Source organism: Pelagibius sp. 7325, from assembly GCF_037652055.1.
Classification (GTDB): domain Bacteria; phylum Pseudomonadota; class Alphaproteobacteria; order Kiloniellales; family Kiloniellaceae; genus Pelagibius.
Window position 1 is genome coordinate 86,994 of the sequence record NZ_JBBKAH010000009.1, and the last position, 24,465, is coordinate 111,458.

At 67.2% G+C, this 24,465-nt stretch carries 22 protein-coding genes; 13 read left to right on the plus strand and 9 right to left on the minus strand.

The genetic code is table 11. The annotated features are described in order from the left end of the window. Positions 1 to 35 precede the first annotated feature (35 nt). Genes WDC82_RS18810 through WDC82_RS18820 form a run of 3 tightly spaced genes read left to right on the plus strand, consistent with a single transcriptional unit; the run spans position 36 to position 2,652 of the window. Positions 36 to 1,232, plus strand: coding sequence for an acyl-CoA dehydrogenase family protein (locus tag WDC82_RS18810; RefSeq protein WP_340118923.1), 1,197 nt, complete (start codon positions 36 to 38; stop codon positions 1,230 to 1,232). Beyond that, a complete protein-coding gene (locus tag WDC82_RS18815) occupies positions 1,229 to 2,287 on the plus strand; it encodes a phosphotransferase family protein (RefSeq protein WP_340118924.1) in 1,059 nt (352 codons plus the stop codon). Before WDC82_RS18810 ends, WDC82_RS18815 begins: the two co-directional genes overlap by 4 nt. Continuing rightward, positions 2,284 to 2,652: a DUF6285 domain-containing protein gene (locus WDC82_RS18820; protein ID WP_340118925.1), complete on the plus strand. Its 369-nt coding sequence runs from the start codon at positions 2,284 to 2,286 to the stop codon at positions 2,650 to 2,652. Before WDC82_RS18815 ends, WDC82_RS18820 begins: the two co-directional genes overlap by 4 nt. Positions 2,653 to 3,206: 554 nt before the next feature. Here WDC82_RS18820 and WDC82_RS18825 read toward each other — a convergent pair. Both WDC82_RS18825 and WDC82_RS18830 read right to left on the minus strand, forming a co-directional pair. After that, positions 3,207 to 3,563 (minus strand): PilZ domain-containing protein, encoded by a 357-nt coding sequence (locus WDC82_RS18825; RefSeq protein WP_340118926.1) that lies wholly within the window; start codon positions 3,561 to 3,563, stop codon positions 3,207 to 3,209. 127 nt (positions 3,564 to 3,690) lie between these two features. Further along, on the minus strand, positions 3,691 to 4,221 hold the full coding sequence (locus WDC82_RS18830) for a PAS domain-containing protein (protein WP_340118927.1): 531 nt from the start codon (positions 4,219 to 4,221) through the stop codon (positions 3,691 to 3,693). A 520-nt stretch (positions 4,222 to 4,741) separates the two neighbouring features. Here WDC82_RS18830 and galE point away from each other — a divergent pair. Genes galE through WDC82_RS18845 form a run of 3 tightly spaced genes read left to right on the plus strand, consistent with a single transcriptional unit; the run spans position 4,742 to position 8,160 of the window. Continuing rightward, positions 4,742 to 5,764 carry a UDP-glucose 4-epimerase GalE gene (gene galE, locus WDC82_RS18835; RefSeq protein ID WP_340118928.1) on the plus strand — a complete coding sequence of 341 codons (1,023 nt, stop codon included), beginning with the start codon at positions 4,742 to 4,744 and terminating at the stop codon, positions 5,762 to 5,764. Then, positions 5,751 to 7,007 (plus strand): glycosyltransferase, encoded by a 1,257-nt coding sequence (locus WDC82_RS18840; protein WP_340118929.1) that lies wholly within the window; start codon positions 5,751 to 5,753, stop codon positions 7,005 to 7,007. The genes galE and WDC82_RS18840 overlap by 14 nt, the downstream gene beginning before the upstream one ends. A gap of 4 nt (positions 7,008 to 7,011) precedes the next feature. Next, positions 7,012 to 8,160, plus strand: a complete 1,149-nt coding sequence (locus WDC82_RS18845) for a glycosyltransferase family 2 protein (RefSeq protein ID WP_340118930.1) — start codon at positions 7,012 to 7,014, stop codon at positions 8,158 to 8,160. A 23-nt stretch (positions 8,161 to 8,183) separates the two neighbouring features. Here WDC82_RS18845 and WDC82_RS18850 read toward each other — a convergent pair whose 3' ends face one another. After that, positions 8,184 to 8,945, minus strand: coding sequence for a glycoside hydrolase family 16 protein (locus WDC82_RS18850; protein WP_340118931.1), 762 nt, complete (start codon positions 8,943 to 8,945; stop codon positions 8,184 to 8,186). A 74-nt stretch (positions 8,946 to 9,019) separates the two neighbouring features. Here WDC82_RS18850 and WDC82_RS18855 point away from each other — a divergent pair, with 74 nt between their 5' ends. The 6 genes from WDC82_RS18855 (at position 9,020) to WDC82_RS18880 (ending at position 16,381) form a co-directional block, all read left to right on the plus strand. Further along, the gene (locus WDC82_RS18855) at positions 9,020 to 9,964 is read left to right on the plus strand and encodes a glycosyltransferase (protein WP_340118932.1); all 945 of its coding nucleotides are present in this window, start codon (positions 9,020 to 9,022) and stop codon (positions 9,962 to 9,964) included. 145 nt (positions 9,965 to 10,109) lie between these two features. Continuing rightward, positions 10,110 to 12,362: a polysaccharide biosynthesis tyrosine autokinase gene (locus WDC82_RS18860; protein WP_340118933.1), complete on the plus strand. Its 2,253-nt coding sequence runs from the start codon at positions 10,110 to 10,112 to the stop codon at positions 12,360 to 12,362. Between the two features lie 10 nt (positions 12,363 to 12,372). Beyond that, on the plus strand, positions 12,373 to 13,335 hold the full coding sequence (locus tag WDC82_RS18865; protein WP_340118934.1) for a glycosyltransferase family 2 protein: 963 nt from the start codon (positions 12,373 to 12,375) through the stop codon (positions 13,333 to 13,335). Beyond that, positions 13,328 to 14,458 (plus strand): glycosyltransferase, encoded by a 1,131-nt coding sequence (locus WDC82_RS18870; protein ID WP_340118935.1) that lies wholly within the window; start codon positions 13,328 to 13,330, stop codon positions 14,456 to 14,458. The genes WDC82_RS18865 and WDC82_RS18870 overlap by 8 nt, the downstream gene beginning before the upstream one ends. Positions 14,459 to 14,465: 7 nt before the next feature. Beyond that, the gene (locus WDC82_RS18875; RefSeq protein WP_340118936.1) at positions 14,466 to 15,434 is read left to right on the plus strand and encodes a glycosyltransferase family 8 protein; all 969 of its coding nucleotides are present in this window, start codon (positions 14,466 to 14,468) and stop codon (positions 15,432 to 15,434) included. Continuing rightward, the gene (locus WDC82_RS18880; RefSeq protein WP_340118937.1) at positions 15,434 to 16,381 is read left to right on the plus strand and encodes a glycosyltransferase; all 948 of its coding nucleotides are present in this window, start codon (positions 15,434 to 15,436) and stop codon (positions 16,379 to 16,381) included. The genes WDC82_RS18875 and WDC82_RS18880 overlap by 1 nt, the downstream gene beginning before the upstream one ends. Before the next feature lie 3 nt (positions 16,382 to 16,384). Here the strand turns inward: WDC82_RS18880 and WDC82_RS18885 are convergent, their stop codons facing one another. From WDC82_RS18885 to WDC82_RS18900, 4 genes are read right to left on the minus strand one after another with little or no spacing between them, the layout of a single operon-like run. Further along, positions 16,385 to 17,803: a hypothetical protein gene (locus tag WDC82_RS18885; protein WP_340118938.1), complete on the minus strand. Its 1,419-nt coding sequence runs from the start codon at positions 17,801 to 17,803 to the stop codon at positions 16,385 to 16,387. After that, positions 17,800 to 18,627 carry a sulfotransferase gene (locus tag WDC82_RS18890; protein WP_340118939.1) on the minus strand — a complete coding sequence of 276 codons (828 nt, stop codon included), beginning with the start codon at positions 18,625 to 18,627 and terminating at the stop codon, positions 17,800 to 17,802. The genes WDC82_RS18885 and WDC82_RS18890 overlap by 4 nt, the downstream gene beginning before the upstream one ends. Before the next feature lie 19 nt (positions 18,628 to 18,646). Beyond that, positions 18,647 to 19,588, minus strand: a complete 942-nt coding sequence (locus tag WDC82_RS18895) for a sulfotransferase (RefSeq protein WP_340118940.1) — start codon at positions 19,586 to 19,588, stop codon at positions 18,647 to 18,649. Between the two features lie 18 nt (positions 19,589 to 19,606). Then, positions 19,607 to 21,055 carry a lipopolysaccharide biosynthesis protein gene (locus tag WDC82_RS18900; protein WP_340118941.1) on the minus strand — a complete coding sequence of 483 codons (1,449 nt, stop codon included), beginning with the start codon at positions 21,053 to 21,055 and terminating at the stop codon, positions 19,607 to 19,609. Positions 21,056 to 21,316: 261 nt separating this feature from the next. On the opposite strand from WDC82_RS18900, the gene WDC82_RS18905 reads away from it, so the two are divergent. Continuing rightward, complete coding sequence (locus WDC82_RS18905; protein ID WP_340118942.1) at positions 21,317 to 22,294, plus strand: glycosyltransferase family 2 protein; 978 nt, start codon at positions 21,317 to 21,319, stop codon at positions 22,292 to 22,294. On the opposite strand, the gene WDC82_RS18910 is transcribed toward WDC82_RS18905, so the two are convergent. Both WDC82_RS18910 and WDC82_RS18915 read right to left on the minus strand, forming a co-directional pair. Beyond that, positions 22,207 to 23,496 (minus strand): O-antigen ligase family protein, encoded by a 1,290-nt coding sequence (locus WDC82_RS18910; protein WP_340118943.1) that lies wholly within the window; start codon positions 23,494 to 23,496, stop codon positions 22,207 to 22,209. The two genes, WDC82_RS18905 and WDC82_RS18910, sit on opposite strands and share 88 nt — an antisense overlap. After that, the gene (locus tag WDC82_RS18915; protein ID WP_340118944.1) at positions 23,493 to 24,398 is read right to left on the minus strand and encodes a sulfotransferase; all 906 of its coding nucleotides are present in this window, start codon (positions 24,396 to 24,398) and stop codon (positions 23,493 to 23,495) included. The genes WDC82_RS18910 and WDC82_RS18915 overlap by 4 nt, the downstream gene beginning before the upstream one ends. Positions 24,399 to 24,465 lie beyond the last annotated feature (67 nt).

Consider the following 24,465-nt stretch of genomic DNA (forward strand, 5'->3'; position numbering starts at 1 on the left):
AGAACGCTAACCTCCCGAGGCGGTAAGGATCGCAGATGGACTTTTCCCTGGCCCCCGAGGTCGACAGCCTGCGGCTGCAGATCAGAGAGTTCGTCGAGCGCGAGATCATGCCGCTGGAGGCCGATCCGGCCGCCTACGACGCGCATGAGAACATTGCATCGGATCGCCTGGACGTGCTGCGCGCCAAGGCCAAGGCCGCCGGCCTCTGGGCGCTGCAGATGCCCAAGGCGCGCGGCGGGCAGGGGCTGGGAGTCGCCGCCATGGCGCCGTGCTACGAGGAGATGGGTCGTTCGATCTTCGGGCCGGTGGTGTTCAACAGCGCGGCACCCGACGACGGCAACATGATCCTGCTGGAGAAGGTGGCGAGCGAGGCGCAGAAGGAGCGCTGGCTGCAGCCGATCGTCGACGGCAAGGTCCGCTCGGCATTCGCCATGACCGAGCCGATGCCGGGTGCCGGCTCCGACCCGAGCCTGATGCTGAGCCGCGCCGAGCGCGACGGCGACGGCTGGGTGCTGAACGGGCACAAGTGGTTCATCACCGGCGCCGATGCCGCCCAGCACTTCATCGGCGTCTTCCGCACCTCCGACGATACGCGCAAGGGGCTCACCGCCTTCCTATTCCGGCGCGACACGCCGGGCCTGGAGATCGTGCGCCGCATTCCCATCATGGGGCCGGAGGAGCACGGCGGGCACTGCGAGCTGCGCTTCAACAACCTGCGGGTCCCCGACGGCGACCGCCTGATGAACGTCGGCGACGGCCTGAAGGTGACGCAGATCCGCCTCGGCACCGCGCGGCTGACGCACTGCATGCGCTGGCTCGGCATGGCGCGGCGCGCGCTGGAGATCGCGCGGCCCCATGTCGCCGAGCGGCAAAGCTTCGGCATGCCGCTCGCCGAGCACGAAGGCGTGCAGTGGCTGCTGGGCGAGGCGGCCATGGCGATCGAACTGGGCCGGCTGCTCACCATGCGCGCCGCCGTGAAGCTCGACAGCGGGGACTTCGCGCGCAAGGAAATCTCCATGGCGAAGATCCAGGTCGCCGACACCCTGCACAAGGCGGTCGATACCGCGATCCAGCTGCTGGGCGCGAAGGGCTACTCCAAGGACACGCCCTTGGAGTGGATGTACCGCTACGCGCGCCAGGCCCGTCTGGTCGACGGCGCCTCAGAGGTGCACAAGATGGTGCTGGCGCGTGCCTTCCTGGCGGAGGGTACGGACTTCTGGGGCTGGGAATGACGGCAGCCCTAGAGGAGTCGCGTCTCGCCGGCAACAAGGCGGCTCTGGAAACCTTTCTCGCCAAGGCGACGGGAGCAAAGGCGGTCGAGATCCTCGACGCAAGCCCGCTTTCCGGCGGCGCGATCCAGGAGAACTGGCTGCTCGATCTGGCGATTCACGGCGGCGCCTTCGCGGGCCGCTTGGAAGCGGTGCTGCGCACCGACGCGCCTTCTGGCGTCGCCGTCAGCCGCAGCCGCGCCGAGGAATTCGCCCTGCTGTCGGTGGCGCGGCAGGCGGGGATCACGGTGCCGGAGCCGCTGTGGCTCTGCGCGGACAAGGGCGTGCTCGGCAAGGCTTTCTATGTCATGCGCCGCGTGGCCGGGACGGCCGCGCCGCACCGCCTGATGAAGGACGCCGAGCTGGGCGGCGACCGCGACAAACTGGCCGCGCGCCTGGGCGAGGAACTGGCGCGCATCCACTCGGTGACGCCGCCACGCACCGAGCTCGGCTTTCTCGGCGAGCCGCCGGCGGACGCGGCCAAAGCAGCCATCGCGCTCTACCGCCGCTATCTCGACGAGCTGGGCGGCGGCTTCCTGGCGCTGGAATGGGGACTGCGCTGGTGCGAACTGCACGCGCCGCCGCCGGTGCCGCCGGTGCTGGTGCATCAGGACTTCCGCACCGGCAACTACATGGTGGATCGTCAGGGCCTCACCGCCATCCTGGACTGGGAGTTCGCCGACTGGGGCGACCCGATGAGCGACCTCGGCTGGTTCTGTGCCGCCTGCTGGCGCTACGCCCATCCTGAACTGGAGGCCGGCGGTATCGCACCGCGCGCTCCGTTCTACCACGGCTACGAAAGCGGCTCCGGGCGGCGCGTCGACCCCGCGGCGGTCGCCTTCTGGGAAGTCATGGCGCACATCCGCTGGGCAGTCATCGCCCTCCAGCAGGGCGAGCGCACGCTCTCGGGCGGCGAGGATTCGTTGGAGCTGGCGCTGACCGGCCGCGTCTACCCGCCGGAAGTAGAGGCGGAGATTCTGCGCCAGACCGCGCCGCAGCGCTGGGAGAAAACCGCATGACGGCGGAAAAGCCCCGCGGCGGCGAGCCCGCCGCCCCGCGTCTTCTTGAGCTGGCCCGGCGCGAACTGCTCGAGACGCTGCTGCCGCAGTTGCAGGGCGACGCCCGCTATCGTGCGCGGCTGATTGCCAACGCCATGAAGATTGCCGCGCGGGAAGCGGAAGCCGGCGCCACGGTGGATGGGGAAACCCGGCGGCTGTTGCGGGAAATTGCCGGGCGGGGGGAGCCCGGACCCGAGTCATCATCCGACGCCGCGGTGCAGGCTTTGCTCGTCGAGGCGATTCGGGCGGGCAGACTGGACGGCGATACCGCGCTTTTCGAGGTCTTGTCCCGCCAGACCGAGCGGCGCCGGTCCCTGGCCGGCTGAACCCGGGCCGCTCGCGCAAGGGTTCCTATTCACGCAAAAGTGGTATTTGCCTTGCCGGCGGCCGACCCTCGCGGTGGTCGTGGGACCCTTCTTAGTCATTGAAGCCAAAGTTGAAATCCTACTTACCCCCAAGTTCCACAGGCGGCCGGGGGGCGGCTTCGTTGACAGGTTAACGGGCCGGTGCGAGCATCCTGCGCAACCGTCAGACAAACAGCAGAAATTCGGGCAAACCTCGTGAAAAAGTTTGGCTCAGGGAGCCGCGCTACCTTCGTCAGCCCTTACCTTCGGCGTCCGCTTCGGCCCCTCGACAAGGTGCTGAGCGAGCGCGAGGAAAGGAGCGATGACGCGCTGTTGCAGGAGGCCGTCAACGACGAGGGCTCCGAGTACGGGTCTGCAACTTGGGCGTTATCCCGCAACCGTGCGGTCGCGTCCGACTGACGGCATCCGCTCCGCTTTTCGCTGGCGGGGCCTCTGACACAGCCGATGCAAGAAGGGCCGCTGCGAAGCGGCCCGTTTCATTTCCGATGCGGGGTGGGCGAGCTGCCCGGCGGGGGTTATCCGGCGGTCTGGGGCTCGAGATCGACGATGCTGCGGATGCAGACCGAGATGAGGCCGAGCGACTCTTCCGAGAAGTCGAACTCGATGCCGACCTCGCGGCTGCTCTGCCATACCCGGGCACAGACCACGGCTTCGCCGCCGGTGTGGCTGAGTTCGAAGGTCTCCCCCACGGCCACCTCCGAGTCGAACACCACCCTGGCGCCGCCGAGGGAGACGTCCGCGACGGTGCAGGGCAGCAGCTTGCCACCGACCCTGGCCGCCAGGGCGAAATTCTTCTCCGCCTGATAGCGCGGCCATTCACGCCGGTTCTGCGTGGTGGTCTTGGCGCCCAGTGAGGCTACTGCGCTGGCCACGGCTGCTATCCGTCCCGAAGTGGTTGGCCCGCCCAATGGGGCCGGGGCCGAGGGTGTCTCGCAACAGGCGGCGACTCCTGGTGCCGCTTGCTGCCAAGCGTGACGGCCGACTCTTAACAATTGGTTATCAGGCCTCGGCGGTGGCTGCTTCGCTGTCCGCAGCGCTCCCGGCCGGCGTTTTCAGGTCCAGGCAATCGCCGGTGATCGCGGCCTCGGGCGGCAGCCGCAGGGCGGCGCCGATCACCATGTTCACCGTCGCACCATCGTTGGAGAGCGGCATATAGAGCCGCTCGTAGCGAATCACCCGCCCGTCCTGCTTGGTGTACTCCCCGCTCATGTAGCCGGGAACGCAGCGGTCGACCACCTGGTCCAGCACCGAGAAGGTGAAGCTGTCACTGGTGCCGAAGTCGATTTCATCGAGGTAGCGGCCGGTGAGATCGCAGCCGTACCAGCTGACGATGCGCGTGCCCATGAGCCGGATTCGGTAGCGGCGCGGATTCGACTCGACGTCGAATAAGCCGATATGGGGCAAAACCGCGGCGATGCGGCCGGGATCAATGTCGGCGCGGCTGGGAACCAGACGGCCGCGCACCAGTTGTCGCCAATAATTGTAAAGGAACTTGAGAGCCTCTGCGTGAAGCCGCTGCTCGAAGGTCACGATCGCCGCCTGCTGCCCGTCTGAGAGTTGTCTGCCTGGTCGCCTCCGGGGACCCGCAAGCCGACTCGCGGCAATGGATCAGACGGCGCAACGCCTGCCTTTTTAATCAACGGCTGGGCGGGTGAAAAGTTCGATTACCTACAACTACCGTTGCGATTACCAAGGTGTGCACATCGCGGTGCCCAAATCTGACAAACAATTGCTACAGGCAGAAGAGGCCAAAGCGGTTAACACTCTGCGTTGCCATTGGAACTGGAATCAACGAACGAGACCGAGTTAATCGGGCCGCCGTAGCTGGGTGGGTGAGTTTGGTCGGCTTGGCTCCGTAAGGAGCGCAAGCGGCCAGGCCGCACAGGCAATCGCCCGCCGTCCGCCGCGCAAGCGGACGGGCACTGGTTCGGCATTCTTTGGGAGGAGGATTGGATCCGCGCTGCCGGCACCGCTGGCGGCGACCGGCTGTTGCGTGCGGCCGGAAGGATTGGGTTGCGTAGGGCGTGAGGCGGAACGGAGAGATCCAGCAATGGCAGAACGGCAAGCGACCCTGATCACCGGCGGCGCCGGCTACATCGGCAGCCACACGGTGATCGCGCTGCGCCAGGCGGGCAGGCCCGTCGTCGTTCTCGACAATCTCTCTACCGGCAGCCGCAGCCTGGTGCCGGACGACGTCACCTTCATCGAGGGCGACGCCGGGGACCGGCGGCTGGTGGAGGCGCTGATCGCCGAGCACGGCATCGGCTCGGTCATTCACTTCGCCGGCAGCATCCTGGTCGAACAGTCGGTCAGCGAGCCGCTGCTCTACTACGCCAACAACGTCGCGGTCAGCCGCAACCTGCTGGAAGCCTGCAGCCGCGCCGGAATCGAACATTTTATCTTCTCTTCGACCGCGGCGGTCTACGGCGCCCCGCCGCAGGTGCCGATTGCCGAGCACGCGCCGACCCGGCCGATCAACCCCTACGGCAATTCCAAGCTGGTCATCGAGTGGATGCTGCGCGATCTCGCCGCAGCGACGGACCTGCGCTACGTCGCGTTGCGCTACTTCAACGTCGCCGGCGCCGACCCGCAAGGCCGCAGCGGCCAGCTCGGGCCCGTCGCCACCCATCTCATCAAGATCGCCAGCCAGGTGGTCGCCGGCGTTCGCGACTCCATCGCCATTTTCGGCGACGATTACGACACGCCGGATGGCACCTGCGTGCGCGACTACATCCATGTGTCCGACCTCGCCGCGGCACATCTGGCGGCGCTGGAATATCTGGAGTCGGGTGGTGACAGCTGCAGCCTCAATTGCGGCTACGGCCACGGCTATTCGGTGCGCGAGGTCCTGGCAGCGGTCGAGCGCTGCACCGGCCAGGCGCTCAACCCGCGCCGGGCGCCGCGCCGGCCGGGCGATCCGCCGATCCTGGTCGCCGAGGTCGGCGCCTTGAGCCGGACCCTGCGCTGGTCGCCGCGCTACGACAATCTGGACGTCATCATCACCACCGCGGTGGACTGGGAGAAGTCGGTCACGGCGAGCCAGCGCGAGGAGGCTGCCCGTGCCAGAGCGTGAGGGAGCCGTGCGTGAGGGAGCCGCGCCTGCGCCGCCGCTCACCGGCTGCGTCGCTTTCTTCGGCCACGATTCAGCCGAAAGTACGGTAATCAAGCGCATCCGCGCCTTCACGGGGCTGGGCCTGCGCGTCGTCGGGTTCTGTTTTCGGCGCGACAAGTTCGCCCGCGACTTCACGCCGTTCTGGGAGAACCTGCACCTCGGCACCACGGAGGATCGCCACTACGGCAGGCGGCTGAGGGCTCTGCTGGGGGCCTTGCCGAAGCTGTGGCGGCACCGCGCGGCCCTGCGCGATGCCGACTTCATCTATGCGCGCAACATCGACATGGCCGCGCTGGCGCTGGCCGCAAAAGTCTTCAGCCGGTCGACGGCGCCGCTCGTCTACGAGGTGCTGGACGTGCAGCGGGTCTTCGTCGGCAAGGGGCCGGTCGCGGCGCTGTTCCGCTGGGCCGAACGCCGGATCCTGCGCCGCACCGACCTGCTGGTGATCTCCTCGCCGGGTTTCGAGCGCCACTACTTCCGCCGCCTGCAAGGCTATCGGGGACGGACATTCCTGCTGGAGAACAAGATCAGCTTCGCCCAGGCCGCCGCCGTCGAGCGCCCTGCGGCGCCGCTGGCCGAAGCGGCGCCGGACAAGTGGGTGATCGGCTGGTTTGGCACCCTGCGCTGCCCCAGGAGCCTGGCGATGCTCTGCGAGATCGCCGCGGCGCTGCCGGACAAGGTGGAGATCTACCTGCGCGGCGTGCCGACGGAGACCGGGCTGGACTTTTTCCGCCATGCCATCGCGGACCATCCCAACATGATCTACGATGGCGAGTACCGGAACCCGGACGACCTGGCGGCGATCTACGAGCGGGTGCACCTGACCTGGGCCTTCGATTTTCTCGACGCGGGCACCAACTCCGACTGGCTGCTGCCGAACCGGGTCTACGAGGGCGGCTACTTCGGTGCCGTCGCACTGGCTGCCAGCGGCACCCAGACCGGCGAGAAGCTGTGCGAACTCGGCCTCGGCTATACCTTCGCGCCGCCGTTTGTGGAGAACCTCGTCGCCTTCCTGCGCTGGTACTCGATGGACGAGCATCTGGCGCGGCGTGCGCACATCCTGTCGCTGCCGCCCGAGACCTTCTGCGATCTGTACGACACCCGCGACCTCTGTGAACTGGTCCTCGGCTTGTCCCGCCGAGCCGGGGGAAGGGCGGCGATCCCTTCGCGTGCATCCGAACTTCTCGAACCGAGCGGAGAGTAGAATCGTGTCGGTCCTCCTGCTCATCCTCTGCGGTCTTGCGGCGCTGGCCGTGGTCTATCCCTATCTGATCTATCCGATGATCCTCTCACGCCTGCCGGCGCGCGCGTTGAGGCCCGCTGCCACGCCGGATGGCGGAGCGCCGCGCCTTTCGCTCGCCTTCTGCGCCTACAACGAAGAAGCGGTGCTGCCGGCCAAGCTGGAGAACCTGAAGCGCCTGCGAGATAACGACCCGGAACTGGAGGTTCTCGCCTATTCGGACGGCAGCAGCGATGCCACCGTGGCGCTGCTGCAGGCCGAAACCTCGTGGCTGCGCGTCTTTCCCTCGCCCGACCGTCACGGCAAGAGCCACGGCATGAATACCCTCGTGCAGGCGGCCAAGGGCGACATCGTGGTCTTCACCGACGCCAACGTCATGCTCGACCCGGCGGCGCTGCCGGCGCTGCGCCGTGCTTTCGGCGACGGCAGCGTCGGCTGCGTCTGCGGCCACCTCATCTACACCAACGGCGACGAAGGGGCGACGGCGGCCACCGGCTCGCTCTACTGGCGCCTGGAGGAACGGATCAAGGCGCTGGAGAGCCGCAGCGGCTCGACCATGGGGGCGGACGGCTCCATCTTCGCCGTACGCCGTGCGCTCTACCGCCCCGTGCCGCCGGACATCATCGACGATATGTATGTGTCGCTGTCGATTCTCTGCGACGGCTACCGGGTGGTGCGCGACGACGCGGTGATCGCCTACGAACGCGCGGCGACCGACAGTAGCGACGAGTTCCGCCGCAAGATTCGTATCGCCTGCCAGGCCTTCAACTGCCACCGGCTGCTGCGGCCGCGTCTCAAGCGCCTGGCGCCGCTCGACCGCTTCAAATACCTGTCCCACAAGGTGCTGCGTTGGTTCGGCATCTACTTCCTTGCCCTGGGAGCCCTGGCCGCCGGCCTCTGGCTGACGCTGCAAGGCTTCGGCCTGGTGGCGCTGGCCGGACTGCCGGTTGCCGGGGTGCTCTATCTCGCCGGTCGCGCCGGCGTACCGAAAGTACTGGCGAAGTTCGTCGAGATCCTGCGCGCCATGGCGGCGACCGGCATCGGCCTCATGAAGTCGCGCCAGGGGGAGCGCTTCCAGACCTGGGAGCTGCCGGCGAGCAGCCGGAAGGCAGGGTGACCATGCAGCCTTTGACGGAACGCCTAGAACTGACACCCCGGATCGGGCGAGTCGAGCGGCTGGAAGGCGACACAGTCGACCTCCGCCGTCAGCGGGTGGCCGGGATAGGCAAAGCGCCCGAGCCAGCGGTCGAGATCCTTGCCGGCCCAAAGGTGCAGAAAGATTTTGCCGGGTGCCGAGGGCAGGGGGCCGCGCGCGCCCGTCTCCTCATGTACCAGGCGGCCGTCGACGAACCAGCGGATGCTGTCCGGACGCCACTCGAAGGCATAGAGGTGGAAGTCCTCGGAGGCATCGAAGCCGAGATCGATCATGGTTTCTTTGCCACCGACGCCGTCGGTGAAGTAGTTGACCTGAACCTGACGCGGCGACTTGCCCAGGAATTCGAAGTCGATCTCGTGGTGGGGGTCGCCGTTGAAGCTGGGACCCGTATAGGTGAAGAAGCCGGTGACCACGCCGGGTGCCGCGGCGGCCTTGATGCGGGCTTCGTAGCGGCCGTAGCCGAAGAAGGCGCGCGTCTGGTATTCGCCGGAGGCGTAGGGCCGGCCGGCGGCGCCGCTATCGCTGAGGCGCAGGACGAGACGGCCGTCCTCGACCGACGCGTGCTCGGCCAGCCAGCCGGTATCGTTCTTCTTCCAGCCGTTGGCCCAGTTGTGCGACTTGCGCCAGAACGCCTTGTCGTAGGTACTCAAGCGGTCGACGAAGGGGGGCGAGTCAACGGCGCGCGCCGCGACGGTGAGCAGCGCCAGGCCGGCGAGGATCGCGAGGCCGCTGCGGGAAGGACGCATGGAAAAGAACCCTCCTGGATTGCGGGTGCGGGGCAGCGAGCAGTCTATCGGTCCGGCGCGGGAGGGACTGTGTCATGCGTGTAGCGCTTTGCGCAGCAACCTACCAGCGCCCTAAAGGCCTCGCCCGTCTCTTGCAGGCAGTGGCCGCGCTTCAGGCGCCGGCGAACGCGGACCTCGATCTCGCCGTCGTCATCGTGGACAACAGCGCGGCGGGCGAGGCCAGGGCGCAGGTGGCCGCCGCGCGCGACGGTTTTCCCTGGCCGCTGCACTACGTCGCCGAGCCGCGCCGCGGCATCACCTTCGCGCGCAACGCCGCCTTGGAAAAGGCGACAGCGCTGGCCGCCGACTTCGTCGCCTTCATCGACGACGACGAAGTGCCGGCGCCGCGCTGGCTGGACGCCTTGCTATCGGCGCAGCGGCGCAGCGGCGCAACGGCCGTGCTGGGCGCGGTCGAGCCGGTCTTTCCTCCGGCGACGCCCGAATGGCTGATTGCAGGGCGCTTCTTCGAGACCCACGCTTTTGCCGACGGGGCCGAGATCGACGATGCCCATACCGCCAACGTGCTGATCGATCTCAAGCGTCTGGCCGCTCTCGGCCTGCGCTTCGATCACCGCTACGCGCTGACCGGCGGCGAGGACACCATGCTGTTCCGCGACCTGCTGGACGCCGGCGGGCGCATCGTCTATGCCGCCGACGCGGTGGTTTACGAGACGGTGCCGGCCAGCCGCGCGCGGCTTACCTGGCTGCTGCGGCGCTGGTACCGCACGGGCAACGTCGAAGCCGCGCTCTACCTGCGCGGTCGCCGCCGCGGTGCCTGGCGGCGTCCGTTCAATGTGCTGCGCGGGCTGCTGCGGGTGGCGGTGGGCGGTGGCCTTTTCCTTGCAAACCTGTTGGTGCTCGGCTTTGGGAGCAAGCACCGCATCGTGCGGCCGCTCTATACCGTCTGCCGCGGATTCGGCATCCTTTCCAGCAGCCTCGGCTGGAACTACAGCGAATATCGCGAGGTGCACGGAACATGATGCGCGCTCAAGCGTCGTTTGTTGGTGTGCTTGGCGTTACCGCCGCCGGCTGTGACTTTTGTCGAGCATTGGTGGGGGGCAGGAGCACGTTCCTGAACGGCTTTGATAGGTTCGGATTCAACCAACGCGGAGAGCACCCTCGTCGATGACGATGCAGCGACAGCCGATACCCGACAGCCGCCGATCCGACGGCCTGATGAGTCTCTCGATCCTCCAGGTGCTGGGCATTGTCTGGCGCCGCAAGTGGATCATCGCCGCCTGCATCGTGGTGGCGCTTTCCGCCGCGATCGTTGCCAACGGTGTCATCACACCGCGCTACACGGCGACCGCTTCCCTCATCGTCGAGCCGCGCCAACAGACCGTGATCGAGATCGAGTCGGTGATCTCCAGCCTTCCGGTGAGCCTGGAGACCATGCAGAGCGAGGTGCAGGTCATCAAGTCGCCGACGGTGGCCAAGCGGGTCGTGGACTCTCTGGGCCTTGCCGCCCTCGCCGAGTTCAACCCGGCCCTGGAGGAGTCCGACCCGGGCATCGCCGACGAGATCAAGTCGGCGGTCAAGGGCCTGTTCCAGCCGGTCATCGCCTGGCTGCGCGATGAGCCGGCGAACCGCCGCGGGGTCGAACTGGCGCAGGCGCCGGGCACCTGGGACACGCCGCCCGACGGGCAGCGCCGCGGTTCCAGTGAGACGCGCGTTGTCGGCCGCTTCCTCGCCAATCTCGATGTTGCCATTCAAGGTTCCTCGCGGGTGATCGAGGTCTCCTACACCACCGACGATCCGCTGTTGTCACAGCAGATCGCCAATGCGGTCGCGCAGGCCTACATCCAGGACCAGGTGAATCTAAAGTCGCAGGCCCTCGCCGGTGCCAATACCTTCCTCAGCGGCCGTATCGAACAGCTGCGCACCGATGTGGTTGAGGCCGAGCATTCGGTGGAGGCGTTCCGTGAGACCACGCCGATCATCTCGGAAGACGATGGCACCCTGCTGGCCGAGCAGGTCTACGCGCTGAACCGCAAGAAGATGGACGCGCAGCTGGAGCTCGACACCATCAACGAGCGGCTGGCCCGGCTCCAGGCCGCGATGCGCGCCGGCGGCAGAACCGCCTTCGATGGGGTCGCCTCGACGGTGATTGACGAGTTGCGCCTGGAGGAAATGCGTCTGCGCCAGGAAGAGTCCCAGTTGATGAGTACGCTGGGACCCAAGCATCCAAACGTCGTGTCGCTGCGCTCCGAGCTTGCCAAGCGGCGGCAACAGATGCGGGAGGAGGCGCAGCGCCTGCTAGGCGGTCTGCAGAACGAACAGGAGATCGCGCTGCAGCGGCTCGGCTCCATCAATGCGTCGCTCGCAAATCTGCAACAGGATTCCGACACGCTCAATGGCGCACAACTGAAGCTGCGTGCCCTGGAGCGAGAGGCCGAGGCGACGCGGCAGGTCTTCGAGAGCTTCCTCAACCGCTACAAGGAAACCTCGCAGCTCGACTACGACCAGGCACAGTCGCGCATTCTCTCGCTCGCCAGCATCCCAACCGGCCCGTCGTTTCCAAAGACCAAATTGAACTATGCAATCGCTTTCGTGCTGGCCTGTGGTGTCGGCGCGCTCATCATCCTGGCGCTGGAGCTTTCCGTGCGCGGCTACCGCGCGCCCGAAGAATTGCAGGATGGGACCGGCTTGCCGGTGCTTGCGGTGATCCCCAGGGTGTCGGCCGGCAAGGTGCTCGGCACCGGCCTGGGGCGTTTCCTGGAGAGCGAGCCGAACTCGGCCTTTGCGGAGGCGCACAAGAACGTCTATGCGGGCCTGCGCGTCGATCGCAGGCAATTCAGCCTCGGCAACGTTCTGCTGATCACCTCGTCGGTACCCAACGAGGGCAAATCGATCTTCTCGCGCAGCCTGTGCGCCGCCTTGGCCAACAGCGGCCTCAATGTGCTGCTGATCGACTGCGATCTGCGCGCTTCGGAGGAGGAGCGGCGGCTGGGGCTTTCCGACTTCGTGCTGGGTGACTGTCCCTTGGAGCAGGCCGTCAAGATCGACGAGGAATCGACCCTCTCGATGCTGGCACCGGGAACCCGGGTGGAGGATCCGCTGGCCGTGCTGCGCTCGCCCAAGCTCGCCAAGTTCCTGAAGGCGGCGTCGCAGCAGTACGATCTCGTCTGCCTCGACGCGCCGCCGGTCTTGGCGGTCTCCGATGCCGCAACTCTTGCGGAGATGGCGGACCAAACGGTGGTGATCGTGCGCTGGATGAAGACCCCGCGTCATTTCGTGGCGGCGACCCTGCAGCAGTTGCGGCGCTGCCACGCCCACGTCTCCGGCGTGGTGATGAGCCAGGCCAAGGTGACCCGCAGCGCCAAGAGCAATCCCTACATGGTGGGCTATGCCGACCGCAGCTTCCGGAAGTACTACTGAGGTGCCTGTGGTGAATGCGACGCCCCGCGTCTCCGTGGTCCTGCCGGCCTACAACGTTGCCGGCAGCCTGCCCGCCGCCGTCACCTCGGCGCTGAACCAGAGCCTCGCGTCGGTGGAGGTGGTCATTGCCGACGACGGCTCGAGCGACGGCACCGCCGAGGTTGCTGCCGACCTGGCGCGCGGGGACCCCCGTGTCCGTGTCCTGCGGGCCCACCGCAACGCCGGCGCCGCGGCGGCGCGCAACCGTGCGATGAAGGCCGCGCGCGGCGACTGGGTGGCGTTGCTCGATGCCGACGACCGCTTCGCGCCGGACCGCCTGGAGCGCCTGACGATGCTGGGCGAGGCGAGGGATGCCGACGTGATCGTCGACAACCTGCGCCTGGTCGATGCGGCGGGCGAGGTGTGGCATAACGCGTTGCGGGAGGACGATCCTCTGTTCGGCAGCGAACTGACCGCCGCGGCCTTCGTGTGCCGTAACCTCTTTCTCACCGGCGGATTCAAGCTGGGATATCTGAAGCCGCTGTTCCGGCGGCGATTCCTCGAAGCGCATGACTTGCGTCAGAACGAGGCGCTGCGCATCGCCGAGGACTTCCACTTCCTGCTCGATTGCCTGCTGGCCGGTGCGCGCGTGGTTGCGGATCCGGAGGCCGGCTACGACTACCGGCAGGCGCCGGGGTCGCTGTCGCGCGAACTTTCCCTGGCCGACCTCAGGACCCTCAGCGCGGCCAACCGCGCGCTGCTGAGCCTGCACGAAGTGCGGACCGACAAGGTCCTGTACAAGGCGTTGACCCGGCGCCAGTGGTCGGCCGACCTCAACATCAACTTCATGCTTTTCGTCGAGGCGCTGAAAGGGCGGCGGATGCTGGCGGCGGGATCCATCTTCGCCCGCAATCCAGATCTGACCCCCTTTCTCGCGTTCTACGGATTGGAGAGCCTGCGCAAGCGCCTACCTGGAGGACGCCGCCTTGTCTGAACATCGATTTTCCGGTCGTCCCCTGAAAATTCTTTTCGCCACCGGACACGGCTACCTGCCGCAGCGGGTCGGCGGCTCGGAAACCTCCAGCCACGAGCTGATCCTGGCCCTGCGCGAGCAGGGGCACGACTGTGCCGTTCTGGCTCACCTGCAGGGCAATGGCAAGCTGGCGCTGCGCAACCGGGTGCTGATGAAGCTCAGCCGCCGTCCGCTGATCGCCGACAGCCTGCCGGGTTACCGCGTCCACCGCGCCTGGTATCCCGACCGCCACGCCGCCGAAGCCGTGGCGCGCGAGCGGCCCGACGTGGTCCTGGTTCAGGCCGGTGAGCCGCTGCGCATGGCGGCGGCCTTCCAGGCGACCGGCGTGCGCACCCTGGTCTATCTGCGCGACGTGGAATTCCACGAGCTGGGCGGCGATCCTGCCGCGCTGCCCGGGCTGCGCTACATCGCCAATTCGCGGTTCGTCGCCGAGCGGTTCCGTGACGCCTATGGCCCCGAGCCCGACGTGATCCGCCCGCTGTTCCGCGCCGAACGTTACCGCACCTTGCGCAAGCCAAAGCAGGTCACCTTCGTCAATCCGCACCCGGTTAAGGGCGTCGACCTGGCCTTCCGGATTGCCGCGCTCTGCCCGGAAATTCCGTTCCGCTTCGTCGAAGGCTGGCCGATGAATGCCGAAGAGCAGGCGGCGCTGGCGGCGCGGGTGGCCGCGCATCCGAACGTGTCCCTGCAGCCCCGCACCCATGATATGCGGGAGGTCTACCGCGCGACCCATACCCTGCTGGTGCCGAGCCAGTGGGAGGAGGCCTGGGGACGCGTCGCGACCGAGGCGCACTACAGCGGCATCCCGGTACTGGCCAGCGACCGCGGCGGGCTGCCGGAGGCGGTTGGCGCCGGCGGGCGCGTGCTGCCGCACGATGCCCCGGCGGCCGACTGGGCGGCGGCACTGAGGGTGTTCTGGAACGACCCGGCGGTCTACCGGGCAGCCTCCGACGCGGCGCTCGCCTATGCCCGGCGGCCGGAGATCGATCCCCGGCGCCAGGTCGCCGAGCTGGCGGCGATCCTGGCGGAAAGCACCAGGCCGCCCCAGGCGCCCCCGGCGCCTCCGGTGCAACTCGCCGGTTGAGGCAGCTATGACCGGGCAGCCCATCAAGCTCATCTTCGGCGTCGACGGCGGCTACAGCCAGCATCTGGCGGTAACCCTGGTCTCGTTGCTGGAGAACAACCCGGCGAACCGCTTCGACATCCTGGTGGTGACGCTCAACATGAGCGCCGCCGACCGCGACAAGGTCGCCGCGGTGGCGGCGCGCTTCGGCAACGCGGCGCTGCGTTTCCAGCCCTTCGACATCAGCCGCTACAGCCACTTCCGCACCGACGGCCACATCTCCCACGCCTCCTACCTGCGCATTTTCATTCCGGAGATCCTGCCCGAGGGCGAGGAGAAGGTGCTGTACCTCGATTGCGACATGGTGATCCGCCACGACATCGCGCCGCTGTGGAACAGCGAGCTGGGCGACAAGGTACTGGGGGCGGTGCGCAACCCCTTCTTCGTGCGCCACGACGACCTCGGCCTGCCGCCGGATACCAGCTACTTCAACGCCGGCGTCCTGCTGATGAACCTCAAGCGCTGGCGCGAACTGGACGGCACGGCAAAGCTCATCCGTTTCATCGAGGCGCACCACGACCATCTCTGGGCGCACGACCAGGACGCGCTGAACGCGGTTTTCCGTGGAGAAATCCGTGAACTGGCGCCGGTGTGGAACTTCCAGACCTCGATGCTGTGGAGCGAGCCGGAAGGTCTTTCCCTCAGTTATCCCGCCTACCGCCGGCTGTTGGCGGATCCGGGGATCGTGCACTACACGACACCCTCGAAACCCTGGCATTTCAGCAATATGCATCCGTATAAAGGTACTTATTATCAGTATCTTGCAAAGACGCCTTACAGCAGTTTCCAACCCCGTGACCGGGGGCTCGGCAGCCTGTTGACGCGGCTCGCGCGGGCGCCGCAGGCAGCCTTCCGCGACCGCCTGCCGGATGCCTATTACCCGACGCGGCGGCTGTTCCGCCAAGTGAAGGCGAAGGCCCTGGGGGTAAGAGCGTGATGAGCGGGGAAGAAATCCGCCCTCTCGTCAGCGTGGTCGTCCCCAATTTCAACCGGGAGGCCGAACTGCAGCGCGCGGTGGACAGCGTGCTGGCGCAGGACTACCCGGCCGTCGAGGTCGTGGTGGTCGACGACGCATCGACCCGGCCCATTCGGCTGGAGGTCCCACCAGCGGCGCAGGACCGCGTGCACTGGGTCCGCCTGGCGGTGAACCAGGGCGGCGCCACCGCGCGCAATGCCGGTATCGACGCCGCCGCGGGCGAGTTGGTCGCCTTCCTCGATTCCGACGACGTCTGGACGGCCGGCAAACTGAGCCGCCAGGTGGCGGCATATCTGGCCGACGGCGCCCCCGGTAATGCCGTTTACTACAGCCAGGTGGTGCTGGACCGCGGCCACGAGACCTTGACGCTGCCGGAGCGGCCGCTGGCCGAAGGCGAGGGGATCGGTGACTACCTGTTTCCCTGGCGCGGCAACCTGATCCAGACATCCTCGCTGCTCATGGCCCGCGATCTCGCCGCGCGGGTGCGCTTTCGCGACGGACTGCGCATTCATCAGGACATCGATTTCTGCCTGCGCCTGCAGCAGGCCGGCGCACGCTTCCGCTTCCAGGCGGAACCGCTGACCCGCTGGCATGCTGACGAGCGCGCCGACCGCATGAGTCACCGACCGAAGTTCCTGCTGTCGCTCGACTGGCTGGAGACCGTTCACGACATCCTGCCCTTCGCGGCGCGACGGAAGTTCGCCGCACAGCTCGCCGCCAAGATGCCGCCTTACGTCTGGCGCGATCCGGGATTGGTGCTGCGCGCCCTCTGGCGCTGCTGGCGCGCGGGCTACATCTCGACACCTTATGCGGTCCGGCTCGCCTCGCAGTTCGTGGTGCCGCAGCGCTGGAGCGACGGCCTGGCGCGGACGCTCAAGCCGCGCGCGGTGGCGGCCAAACAGCAGTAGCCGTCAGACCGCGAGGCGGTCGAGATGCGCAAGCATCACGCGGCGCCGGCCCTCGGGAGCGCCGTTGAAGCAGATCCGCTTGAAGTCGCGGCTCCAGGCCGGATGCGGATCGAGGCGGAGCGGCCCGTCGATGCCGAGCGTGTTCACCGTGCAGAGCGTGGTTTCCTCCTCGGCGCCGAGATCGACCAGGCGGAGCGGCACTTCGCCGGCCGGCAAGGCGATGCCCCGCTCGGCGTAGTAGGGCGCAAGGAAGCGCTGCAGCTCGAAGGGATAGGTATCGGTCAGGAGGTAGCGGGAGCCGGAATCGATGCTGGGGTGCCCGCTGCCCGGAATCCGTTCGGACAGCGGCGCGAGGCCGGAGCCGTCCTGCGCGGCTTGGCAGAACAGCATCGGCGCACCGTCTTCGGGGGTGGCGTTCAGGACGATCCGGCGCCCGTCGGGATGCCAGTTGGGGTGGTGGCCGCGCCGGGCGAGGACATCGGCGCCGACGACGGTGGCCATGGCCGTGTCCCGGCGTTTCGCCGTCATCTCCTGCGCTGCGTCCAGGCTGACCACCCAGCGGTCGGTCTTGCGTCCGCTGGCCTTGGGGTAGCTGCGGCGGATCACCTGCATGATCCGGCTGCCGTCGGCGTTGAGCTTGCTGTGAAAGAGATAGAGGGTGCCGCTGCTGTCGGCTGGGTCGAGCCCGAGGTGGCGGGCGAAGTCGGCGAGGCTGACGAAGAGCCAGCTTCCGCGGCCTCCCGTATCGCTGCACCAGAGGCCCTCATCCGCGCTGGCGCCCGGCGGCAGGCGGCGTTCCCGGCCGACCGGCTCCGGCACGCCATAGCCAAGCTGCGTGGCGTTCAGCAGGTCCAGGGCGGGACCGATCGCCCGCCGACCGTCCGGCGAGACATGGTAGGCCGGTCCATCGAGCACGAGCGGCGGCGTTGTGCCGGTGACGTCGAGGCGTACGCCGACCGCTCTGCCGCCAATGACGTCGTTGGTGTAAAGCGTCCGGTCGTCCGCTCCCCACTGCGCCTGTGCGCCCAGCTGCAGTGCCCAGCCCTTCGTCGTGTAGAGCCGCCGCAGGATGCCGCTTTCAAGGTCGATGACGCAGACATCGGCTTCGTCGCCGTAGACCGGCTGCCGGTCGGCATAGGGCATGCGGGTCACCGCCAGGTAGCGTTGGCTGGGGCTGAAGGGGCAGATGTCGAAAAAGGTATGGATATACTCGTAGGCCGCGGCCGCCGGATCCTTGGGTTCCACGACCCAGACGGGGTAGGCCGTGGTCTCCGGACGGTAAGGGCGCATGGCGACCGGACTCTCGTCAGGGCCGGGACAGAGGACTTCCCGCATGCCGGGGCCGATGAGCCGGGTGAGGAATCCGGCGGAGCTTCGCGCGAGTTGCCTGATGCCGGCGGAGACCCGGGCGGGCGCAGTCACGACGTCCAACCGAAGTCGCGGCCGAGAAAGTCGTAGAGGGCCCGATTGGGTTCGCGGTAGTGGTCGACCAGGCGAGCCTTCATGGCAGGCTCAAGCTTGCCGCCGATGCCGACATTATGCTGGCGCGAGCAGTCGAATGTGAAGGGCTCGATCCCGAGGAAGCGGCAGACGCCGGCCATGGCCTCCTGCGGGGCTCGCACGAAGTCCTCGTAACCGACGATGTGGATGCGCTCGCGGTCGAAATGGGCGAGGTAGCGCTGGATCTGCTCCAGGTACAAACCGCGCAGCAGGTAGGACTTGTCCCGCAGCTGGGTATCCGCGTAGCGCGGGTCGGACATCACCTTCGCCATCTCCGCCGCCACGAAATCCTCGTTGTCGATGGCTTCCGCAAAGGAGTGCTGTTCCTTGCCGACCCGCACCATGTGGCGATAGTGCGAGAATGCGCGGTCCACCGGATCGCGCAGCATCAGGATCAGCGGAACGTCACCCAACGTCCGGCGGATGCGTCCCGGCGCGTGGGGATTGAGGATGTAGGAGGGTGTCGCTTCACCGGTCAGTGAATCACCACCGCCAGCCAGGGGGAAATGGGCGCGGTACCACAGCGGGCCGCGATCGAAATTGCTGTCGAAGAAATGGACTTCCTTCTTGTAGGGGCTGACGATGCGCGGGTGCTGCTGCAGGTGACCGAAGAGGCTGCTGGTGGCGGCCTTCATGACGCCGATGATCAGGAAGTCCGGCAGCCGGCGCAGGGGCGCGGTGGTGGCTCGCAGGGACTTTTGCGCGAGACGGTTGACTGTCGCTGTGGCCGGAACGCTCTGCATCATTGGAAACCCTTGCTCGTCGTCAGATCCACACGCTGAGATCGCGGTCCAGAAGCCGGCTGAGGTCCTCGACCTCGCCGACAATCGACTCCTTCAGGCGCTTCTTGGTTGCCGGCGCAAGGGGTGCGCGCTTGGTCTGGGTCACGTTGAGATCGTAGAGTCTGCCGCGCAGGTGCTGGGCTCGCCATTGCAAGCTGTGGGCAAGGTATCCCTTCGGCAGCCATCGGCCGGGATTCCAGATGTCGACGGGTGGGTTGATCAGCCAGCGGTGCAGCGCGATGCTGCGGATGCTGCGTGCCGAGTTCACCACGGCATAGTCCGGCCGATGATCGGTGCTGACGCCGAGGAACTCCAGCACGTTGCGGTAGACGCCCTGAGGATCCCGCGCGAAGTCGTCGTAGACCACAATGTGCACGTTGTCGCGGCCGAAGACGTCAAGGTAGCGCTGGACCTGTGAGGTATACCGCACCACCTCGGAATACAGCAGGCCGGAGGGGAAGTGCGCCGCGCGGGGAATGCCGCGGCCTTGCCGGCGCCGTGGCTCGGCCGCCAATGCTTTTTCGAAGTTGGCGTGACTCTCGTTGCCGCTGAACAGGAACTGGCCGTGGAGGGAGTACAGCGCATCGACCGGATTGCGCAGCATGATGAGGATCTTGGCATCCGGATTGAATGCTTTGATCTCCTCGGCGGCCGTCCGCGAGTAGAGGTACCAGACGGTGCCTTCGCCCAGATAGCGGCAGTCGCGGCCCTCCTCAAAGAGCGCCAGATAGCTCTCGAGGCTCGGCAGCCGCCAGGCGTGCTGCAGGTCGCGGCCGAAGAAGATCGGCTCCTTTGGGTTGGAAAAGTGAATCTCGGGATGCTGGCCGAGGTAGCTGGCCATCGCCGTGGTCCCGCATTTGGCCGCGCCGACCAGGAAGAGGTTGGGTATGGCGACACCTGGCCTGCTTTTGGACTTAGCGGTCATAAGGGGACAGTTCTCCGGTTAGCCTGCACGCAACATGGGCCGGCGGGCCCACAGGGTGACGAGCTCCTGCCGGGCCGGATGATTGAGGAGGACGATCGCCAGCAGCCAGACAAGGCCGCCGCCCACACCGCCGACGACGAGAGACAGCAGCGGCACGGCCGGATGCCAGCCCCAGATGGCGACCGTGACGGCCGGCGGCAGGCCTGTCAGCAGGCAGATGAAGAGGCTGTGGCCAAGGCTGCGCCAGTAGTCGCGGATGTCGTAATTGACGATGCGCCTCAGCAGCGCCTGCGAGATGATGGCGTTGAGCACTGGCGGCACGGCCAGCGCGATCGCCAGGGTCCGCAGATCGAAGAAGCAGGCGTAGATCACGAGCGCGATGCGCAGCGGCTGAATGAAGAGTTCGATCTTGAGGTTTGTGCCGATGCGGTTGTAAGCGACGAAGACCGCGCGGTTGAGGCGCAGCAGCGGGCTGGTGGCCGCGATGACCGATAGGATCTGTACCAGGGGTGCCGCCGCGACCCATTGCGAACCAAAGAGGACGCGGATCAACGGATCGGCCAGGAAGATCACCCCCAGGGCGAAGGGCCAGGCAATGGCGGTGAGATAGCTGAGGCCCTTCAAATAGAGCTTGGCGACCGAGCCGCCGCTGCGCAGGCGATGGGAGAAGGCCGGCAGCACAACGGGCATCAAGCCGTCGAGAACGGTCTTGCGGTACAGATGAATGGTCGACGTGGCCCGATGCAGCAGGCCGGCGGCATCGAAACCCAGCATGCGCCCGGCCACGATGCTGGGGGCCTGGCTGCCGGCTTCGCTCAGCAGGCTGATCGCCGCCGATTTGCCGCCGAAGCTGATGACCGCGGACCAATGGGCGAACCCCGGGCGCAACAGGAGGAAACCCGGCCGCAGCAGGTGGCCGCCGAAGGCCATGACGAGGCTGCCGGCAACGAGACCCGTGGCGAGACTGACCGCCCCGTAGCCGGCAAGCGCCATGCCGAGCGAGATGCCCGCGGTGGCCGCCGCCGCGGCGACACCGAGGGCGTAAAGGCGCCCGAACTGCATCTCCCGACGCATCATCGCCTGCACCGGCGTCCCAAAGGGCAGGACGAAAAAGCTGAGGCTCAGCGTGGCGATCACCTGCGCAAGGTCCGGATGCTTGTACCAGGCGGCGATGGCGTCGCTGCCGAAGTAGAGCACAAAGCCGAGCGGCCAGGCGATGACGAAGGCGACGCTGTAGGCGGTGGCCAGCTTCGCGCGATCGAGGGTGTGCTCCTGAACCAGGTAGTTGCCGACGCCGAAGTCCTGCAGCACCGTCGCCAGGGTGACGAGGGCGCTGGCCACCGCAAAGGTGCCGAACTCCGCCGGTGTCAGGATACGCGCGAGCACCACCATGGCGCCCAACTGGATCGCCAGGGCCGAATAGCGCTGGGCGAAGGAAAGCACGAAGGAGCGTCGGATATCTGCCAAGCAGTCACCCTTGAATGGGCCCGGCCAGCGGGCGTCTATGACCGCGTGTCCAGAGCAAGCTCAGCATTTCCTGCCGCGGCGCGCCCTCTGGTTGCGAGATCAGGAGTTTATGGGGCGCAGCTTTCGCGAAATGAATCATTAGTATGGCCATGGCCATCCTGGCAACCATGCCACAAAGTTGTTCCAGCGGCCGGCGGCGGTCGGCCCGTTAGGATGCGCCCTCGAGAATACCGACCTCGTCCCAGGATGGGAGCCCCCCGCATGCCGGTCGTTTCGGTCGTCATCCCCGCCTTCAATGCAGAAGACAGCCTCGCCGCGGCGGTGGCCTCGGCGCAGGGACAGAGTCTCACCGACATCGAGATCCTGATCGTCGACGACGCCTCGGGCGACGGCACCCTGGCGCTGGCACGCCGTCTCGCGGCGGGTGACCCGCGGGTGAAGGCAATCGCGGCGGGCGACAATCGCGGCCCGGCGGGCGCCCGCAACCTGGGCATTGCCCATGCCAAGGGAGACTGGATCGCGCTGCTCGACGCCGACGACGCCTTCGAGCCCGGCCGTCTGGCCGCCCTGGTCGGCGCGGCGCGTGACTGCAGGGCGGACCTTCTGGCCGACAACCTGCTGCTGGAGGACGAGGATGGTACGGTCGAGCCGATGCTGCCGCCGGGCGAGGGCGCCAACTCGGCACCGCTCAGCGCCGCGCAGTTCCTCGTCGGCAACCTCCCGGACCCGGCGCACCCGCGCAAGAGCTACGGCTTTCTGAAGCCGCTCATCCGGCGCGGCTTCCTCGCCGAGCACGCGCTGCGCTACGACGAGGGCCTGCGCTTTGCCGAGGACTTTGCCTTCTACCTCGCCTGCTATTCCGCCGGCGCGCGCTTCTACCTGGTGCAGCAGCCGCTCTACCGCTACCGGGTGCGCGCCGACTCGCTGACCGCCCGCCATTCGACGGAGGATTTGCGCCGCCTGCAGCAGGTCGACCGGATGCTGCTGCGCGACCATGCCGGCGCGGCTGAGGGCGCGTTCCTCTCCGCCCTTAAGCGTCATAAGCGGAGCATCGACCAGCGGCTCTACTGGCGTGTGGTCATCGACGCGGTGAAGCGCCGGGCTTGGCTCAGCGCCCTGGGCGCGAGCTTCAAGGGCTGGCATGTCTTTACCTATGTCTCGGCCCAGCTCGCCGGCGAGGCCTGGCGCCGGGCCGGGAGGCGGCTGGGATCGGGCAGGGCCAGGACGGTCGAGACGTAGAGCGCGCCCAGCAGCAGCTGGATCAGGGAGTGCTGCCGGAAGAGCGCGTATTCACTGAGCGAATAGGTCACCACGAAAGCCAGGAAGAACAGCGGCAGCGTTGCCAGGGCGCCGCGGTGGTGCTGCAGCAGGGCGAAGGCGCGCCAGGCGAAGGTTAAAAGGAACACCGCGGTGATCGCCAGGCCGGCCACACCAAGCTGGACCCAGATGTCGAGATAGCTGTTGTGGAAGTTTTTCACGTTCTGCTGCAGCAACGCCTGGACGTAGCCCGCCGCGGAGGCGTCGCCGCCGTTCCAGAAAGCGTCGAAACCGCTGCCCAATAGTGGACGCGCCTCGATGAGATCCGCCGCGTAGTCCCACAGCACCGACCGACCTGTCAGCGTGCGCTCCTTGCCGAGGGCATCCAGCGCCATGCCGAAGGGATCGAGGTCGAACGCGAGCAGGGCCCAGACGCCGCAAGCCGCCAACATGGCAGCGGCGAGATAGGCGATCAGCCGCAGCGGCGCCGGCGCATGCCAGGAAAGCAGCAGCGGCGCCAGGACGCAGAGCCCCAGCACCATCACGACGGAGGTGCCGGACTGGCTGAAGGCGACGAGGACCAGTCCCATCGCCGCGGCACCGGTGACGCTCAGGCGGTGCCAGCCGGCCGCGAAGAGCACGAGGCAGCAGATCACCAGCAGCACCATGCGTCCGCCCAGCACGTTCTTGTGCGGGAAGATGCCGCGCGCGATGCCGTTGTGATCGTAAGCGAAGTGCGCCTGGACCAGGATCGCCGCGAGGGAGACGAGCCCGGCGATCACCAGCACGACAAAGAGTGCCCGCGCCAGGTCGAAAAGGTTGAAGCGCGCCCCGAAATAAAGGCTGATCAGCGCCGTCATGCCCAGCTGGACCGTGGCGCGCAGTGTGTGCCCGGGCGCGTCGGACCAAAAATACGAGAGCCCGGCGATGAGCGGCCAGAGCAGCAGCGGCACGGCGATCCACAGGCCACCCAGGAAGGCGCCGTAGCGCAGCAAGAAAAGTCCCAGGGCGCCGAGATAGGCGGCGTACCAACAGAGCGTCTGCACCTGCGGCTGCAGCGACAGCGCATAGGACGCGATGGTCAGAACGAAGAGCAGGAACAGCCATTCGCCCACGCGCAGCCAGTCGGCTGTGAGGCGTGGCGGCTCGGCGGCCTCCTGCGGAAAATCCTGGCTGAACGTCATACCGACCAGTGGGCGAAGGGCAGGCCCGTCAATGCACGGAAGCGGGCGGCATCCTCGGCCAGCAGCGGGCGCAGCGCGGCGCGCAGCGCATCGTCAACCGCCGGGAGAGGCCGCGCCGCCGCCCGGCTGATGCCCGTAACCAGAAGACGCCGCACCCCGGCGGGCAGCCGCTGCTTCACGCCGCGCAGCAGTGGCGAGCGCCGCGCCGCGAAGTACCAGGCCGGCAGACGCTGGAGGTCGCTGCGGCTGTTATGAGCACGCTCCAGGTCGCAGAGTGCCGCGTGCGGATCGACGCCGAGAAAGCCGAAGACGTCGCGCAGCAGGCCCCGGGGATTGCCGTGCAGCTCGTCGAGGCAGACGACCAGCACCTGTTGCCGAGGGAAAAAGCGGAGATACTCGCTCAGCTGCCGGTAGTAACGGCTGCAGTCGAGATAGTGCCTGCCCGCGCGGCTGTCCAGGATGCCCTGCGGATCGAGAGTGACCTCGCCGGCGTTGGCGTGGTGAAGATACTGCGAGACGAAGCGCTCGACGGGATCGCGCACCATGTAGATCAGCCGGACGTCGGGCAGGGTTTGGAAGATCCGCTCGGCGACTCCGGGGAATTCGTTGCACTTCGTATAGTTCGGTGAGGCCTCGCCGAGAATGCGTGCCGCCGCTGGCGCGCCGCGAAACTGCTCGGCATACCACTCGATGCCGCGCGCGTAGTTGCTCTCCGATAGAAAAAAGTCCGTCTCCTTGTCTCGCGACAGACCGATCTCAGGGTGTTGGCCGAGGTGGCGGTAGAGGCTTGTGGTGCCGCATTTCATGGCGCCGATGATCAGGAACCCTGGCATGCGAACGCCCTCGGCGCGCGGCACGCGCACGGTTTCCGGGATGGTCCTTGTGTCGCCGGCAAGCGTCATTGGTGCACATCGGAACATTCCTTCGGCGTAGCGCCGAAGCTGATTCAAACAGGGTAAGCTTCGCGCA

What these genes read in the sequence shown, in the direction of transcription:
- WDC82_RS18915 (WP_340118944.1), bottom strand. Translation starts at nt 24,398, where the DNA reads ATGACGCTTGCCGGCGACACAAGGACCATCCCGGAAACCGTGCGCGTG.
- WDC82_RS18895 (WP_340118940.1), bottom strand. Translation starts at nt 19,588, where the DNA reads ATGACCGCTAAGTCCAAAAGCAGGCCAGGTGTCGCCATACCCAACCTC.
- WDC82_RS18890 (WP_340118939.1), bottom strand. Translation starts at nt 18,627, where the DNA reads ATGATGCAGAGCGTTCCGGCCACAGCGACAGTCAACCGTCTCGCGCAA.
- galE (WP_340118928.1), top strand. Translation starts at nt 4,742, where the DNA reads ATGGCAGAACGGCAAGCGACCCTGATCACCGGCGGCGCCGGCTACATC.
- WDC82_RS18810 (WP_340118923.1), top strand. Translation starts at nt 36, where the DNA reads ATGGACTTTTCCCTGGCCCCCGAGGTCGACAGCCTGCGGCTGCAGATC.
- WDC82_RS18905 (WP_340118942.1), top strand. Translation starts at nt 21,317, where the DNA reads ATGCCGGTCGTTTCGGTCGTCATCCCCGCCTTCAATGCAGAAGACAGC.
- WDC82_RS18875 (WP_340118936.1), top strand. Translation starts at nt 14,466, where the DNA reads ATGACCGGGCAGCCCATCAAGCTCATCTTCGGCGTCGACGGCGGCTAC.
- WDC82_RS18815 (WP_340118924.1), top strand. Translation starts at nt 1,229, where the DNA reads ATGACGGCAGCCCTAGAGGAGTCGCGTCTCGCCGGCAACAAGGCGGCT.
- WDC82_RS18880 (WP_340118937.1), top strand. Translation starts at nt 15,434, where the DNA reads ATGAGCGGGGAAGAAATCCGCCCTCTCGTCAGCGTGGTCGTCCCCAAT.
- WDC82_RS18855 (WP_340118932.1), top strand. Translation starts at nt 9,020, where the DNA reads ATGCGTGTAGCGCTTTGCGCAGCAACCTACCAGCGCCCTAAAGGCCTC.
- WDC82_RS18910 (WP_340118943.1), bottom strand. Translation starts at nt 23,496, where the DNA reads ATGACGTTCAGCCAGGATTTTCCGCAGGAGGCCGCCGAGCCGCCACGC.
- WDC82_RS18820 (WP_340118925.1), top strand. Translation starts at nt 2,284, where the DNA reads ATGACGGCGGAAAAGCCCCGCGGCGGCGAGCCCGCCGCCCCGCGTCTT.
- WDC82_RS18860 (WP_340118933.1), top strand. Translation starts at nt 10,110, where the DNA reads ATGACGATGCAGCGACAGCCGATACCCGACAGCCGCCGATCCGACGGC.
- WDC82_RS18850 (WP_340118931.1), bottom strand. Translation starts at nt 8,945, where the DNA reads ATGCGTCCTTCCCGCAGCGGCCTCGCGATCCTCGCCGGCCTGGCGCTG.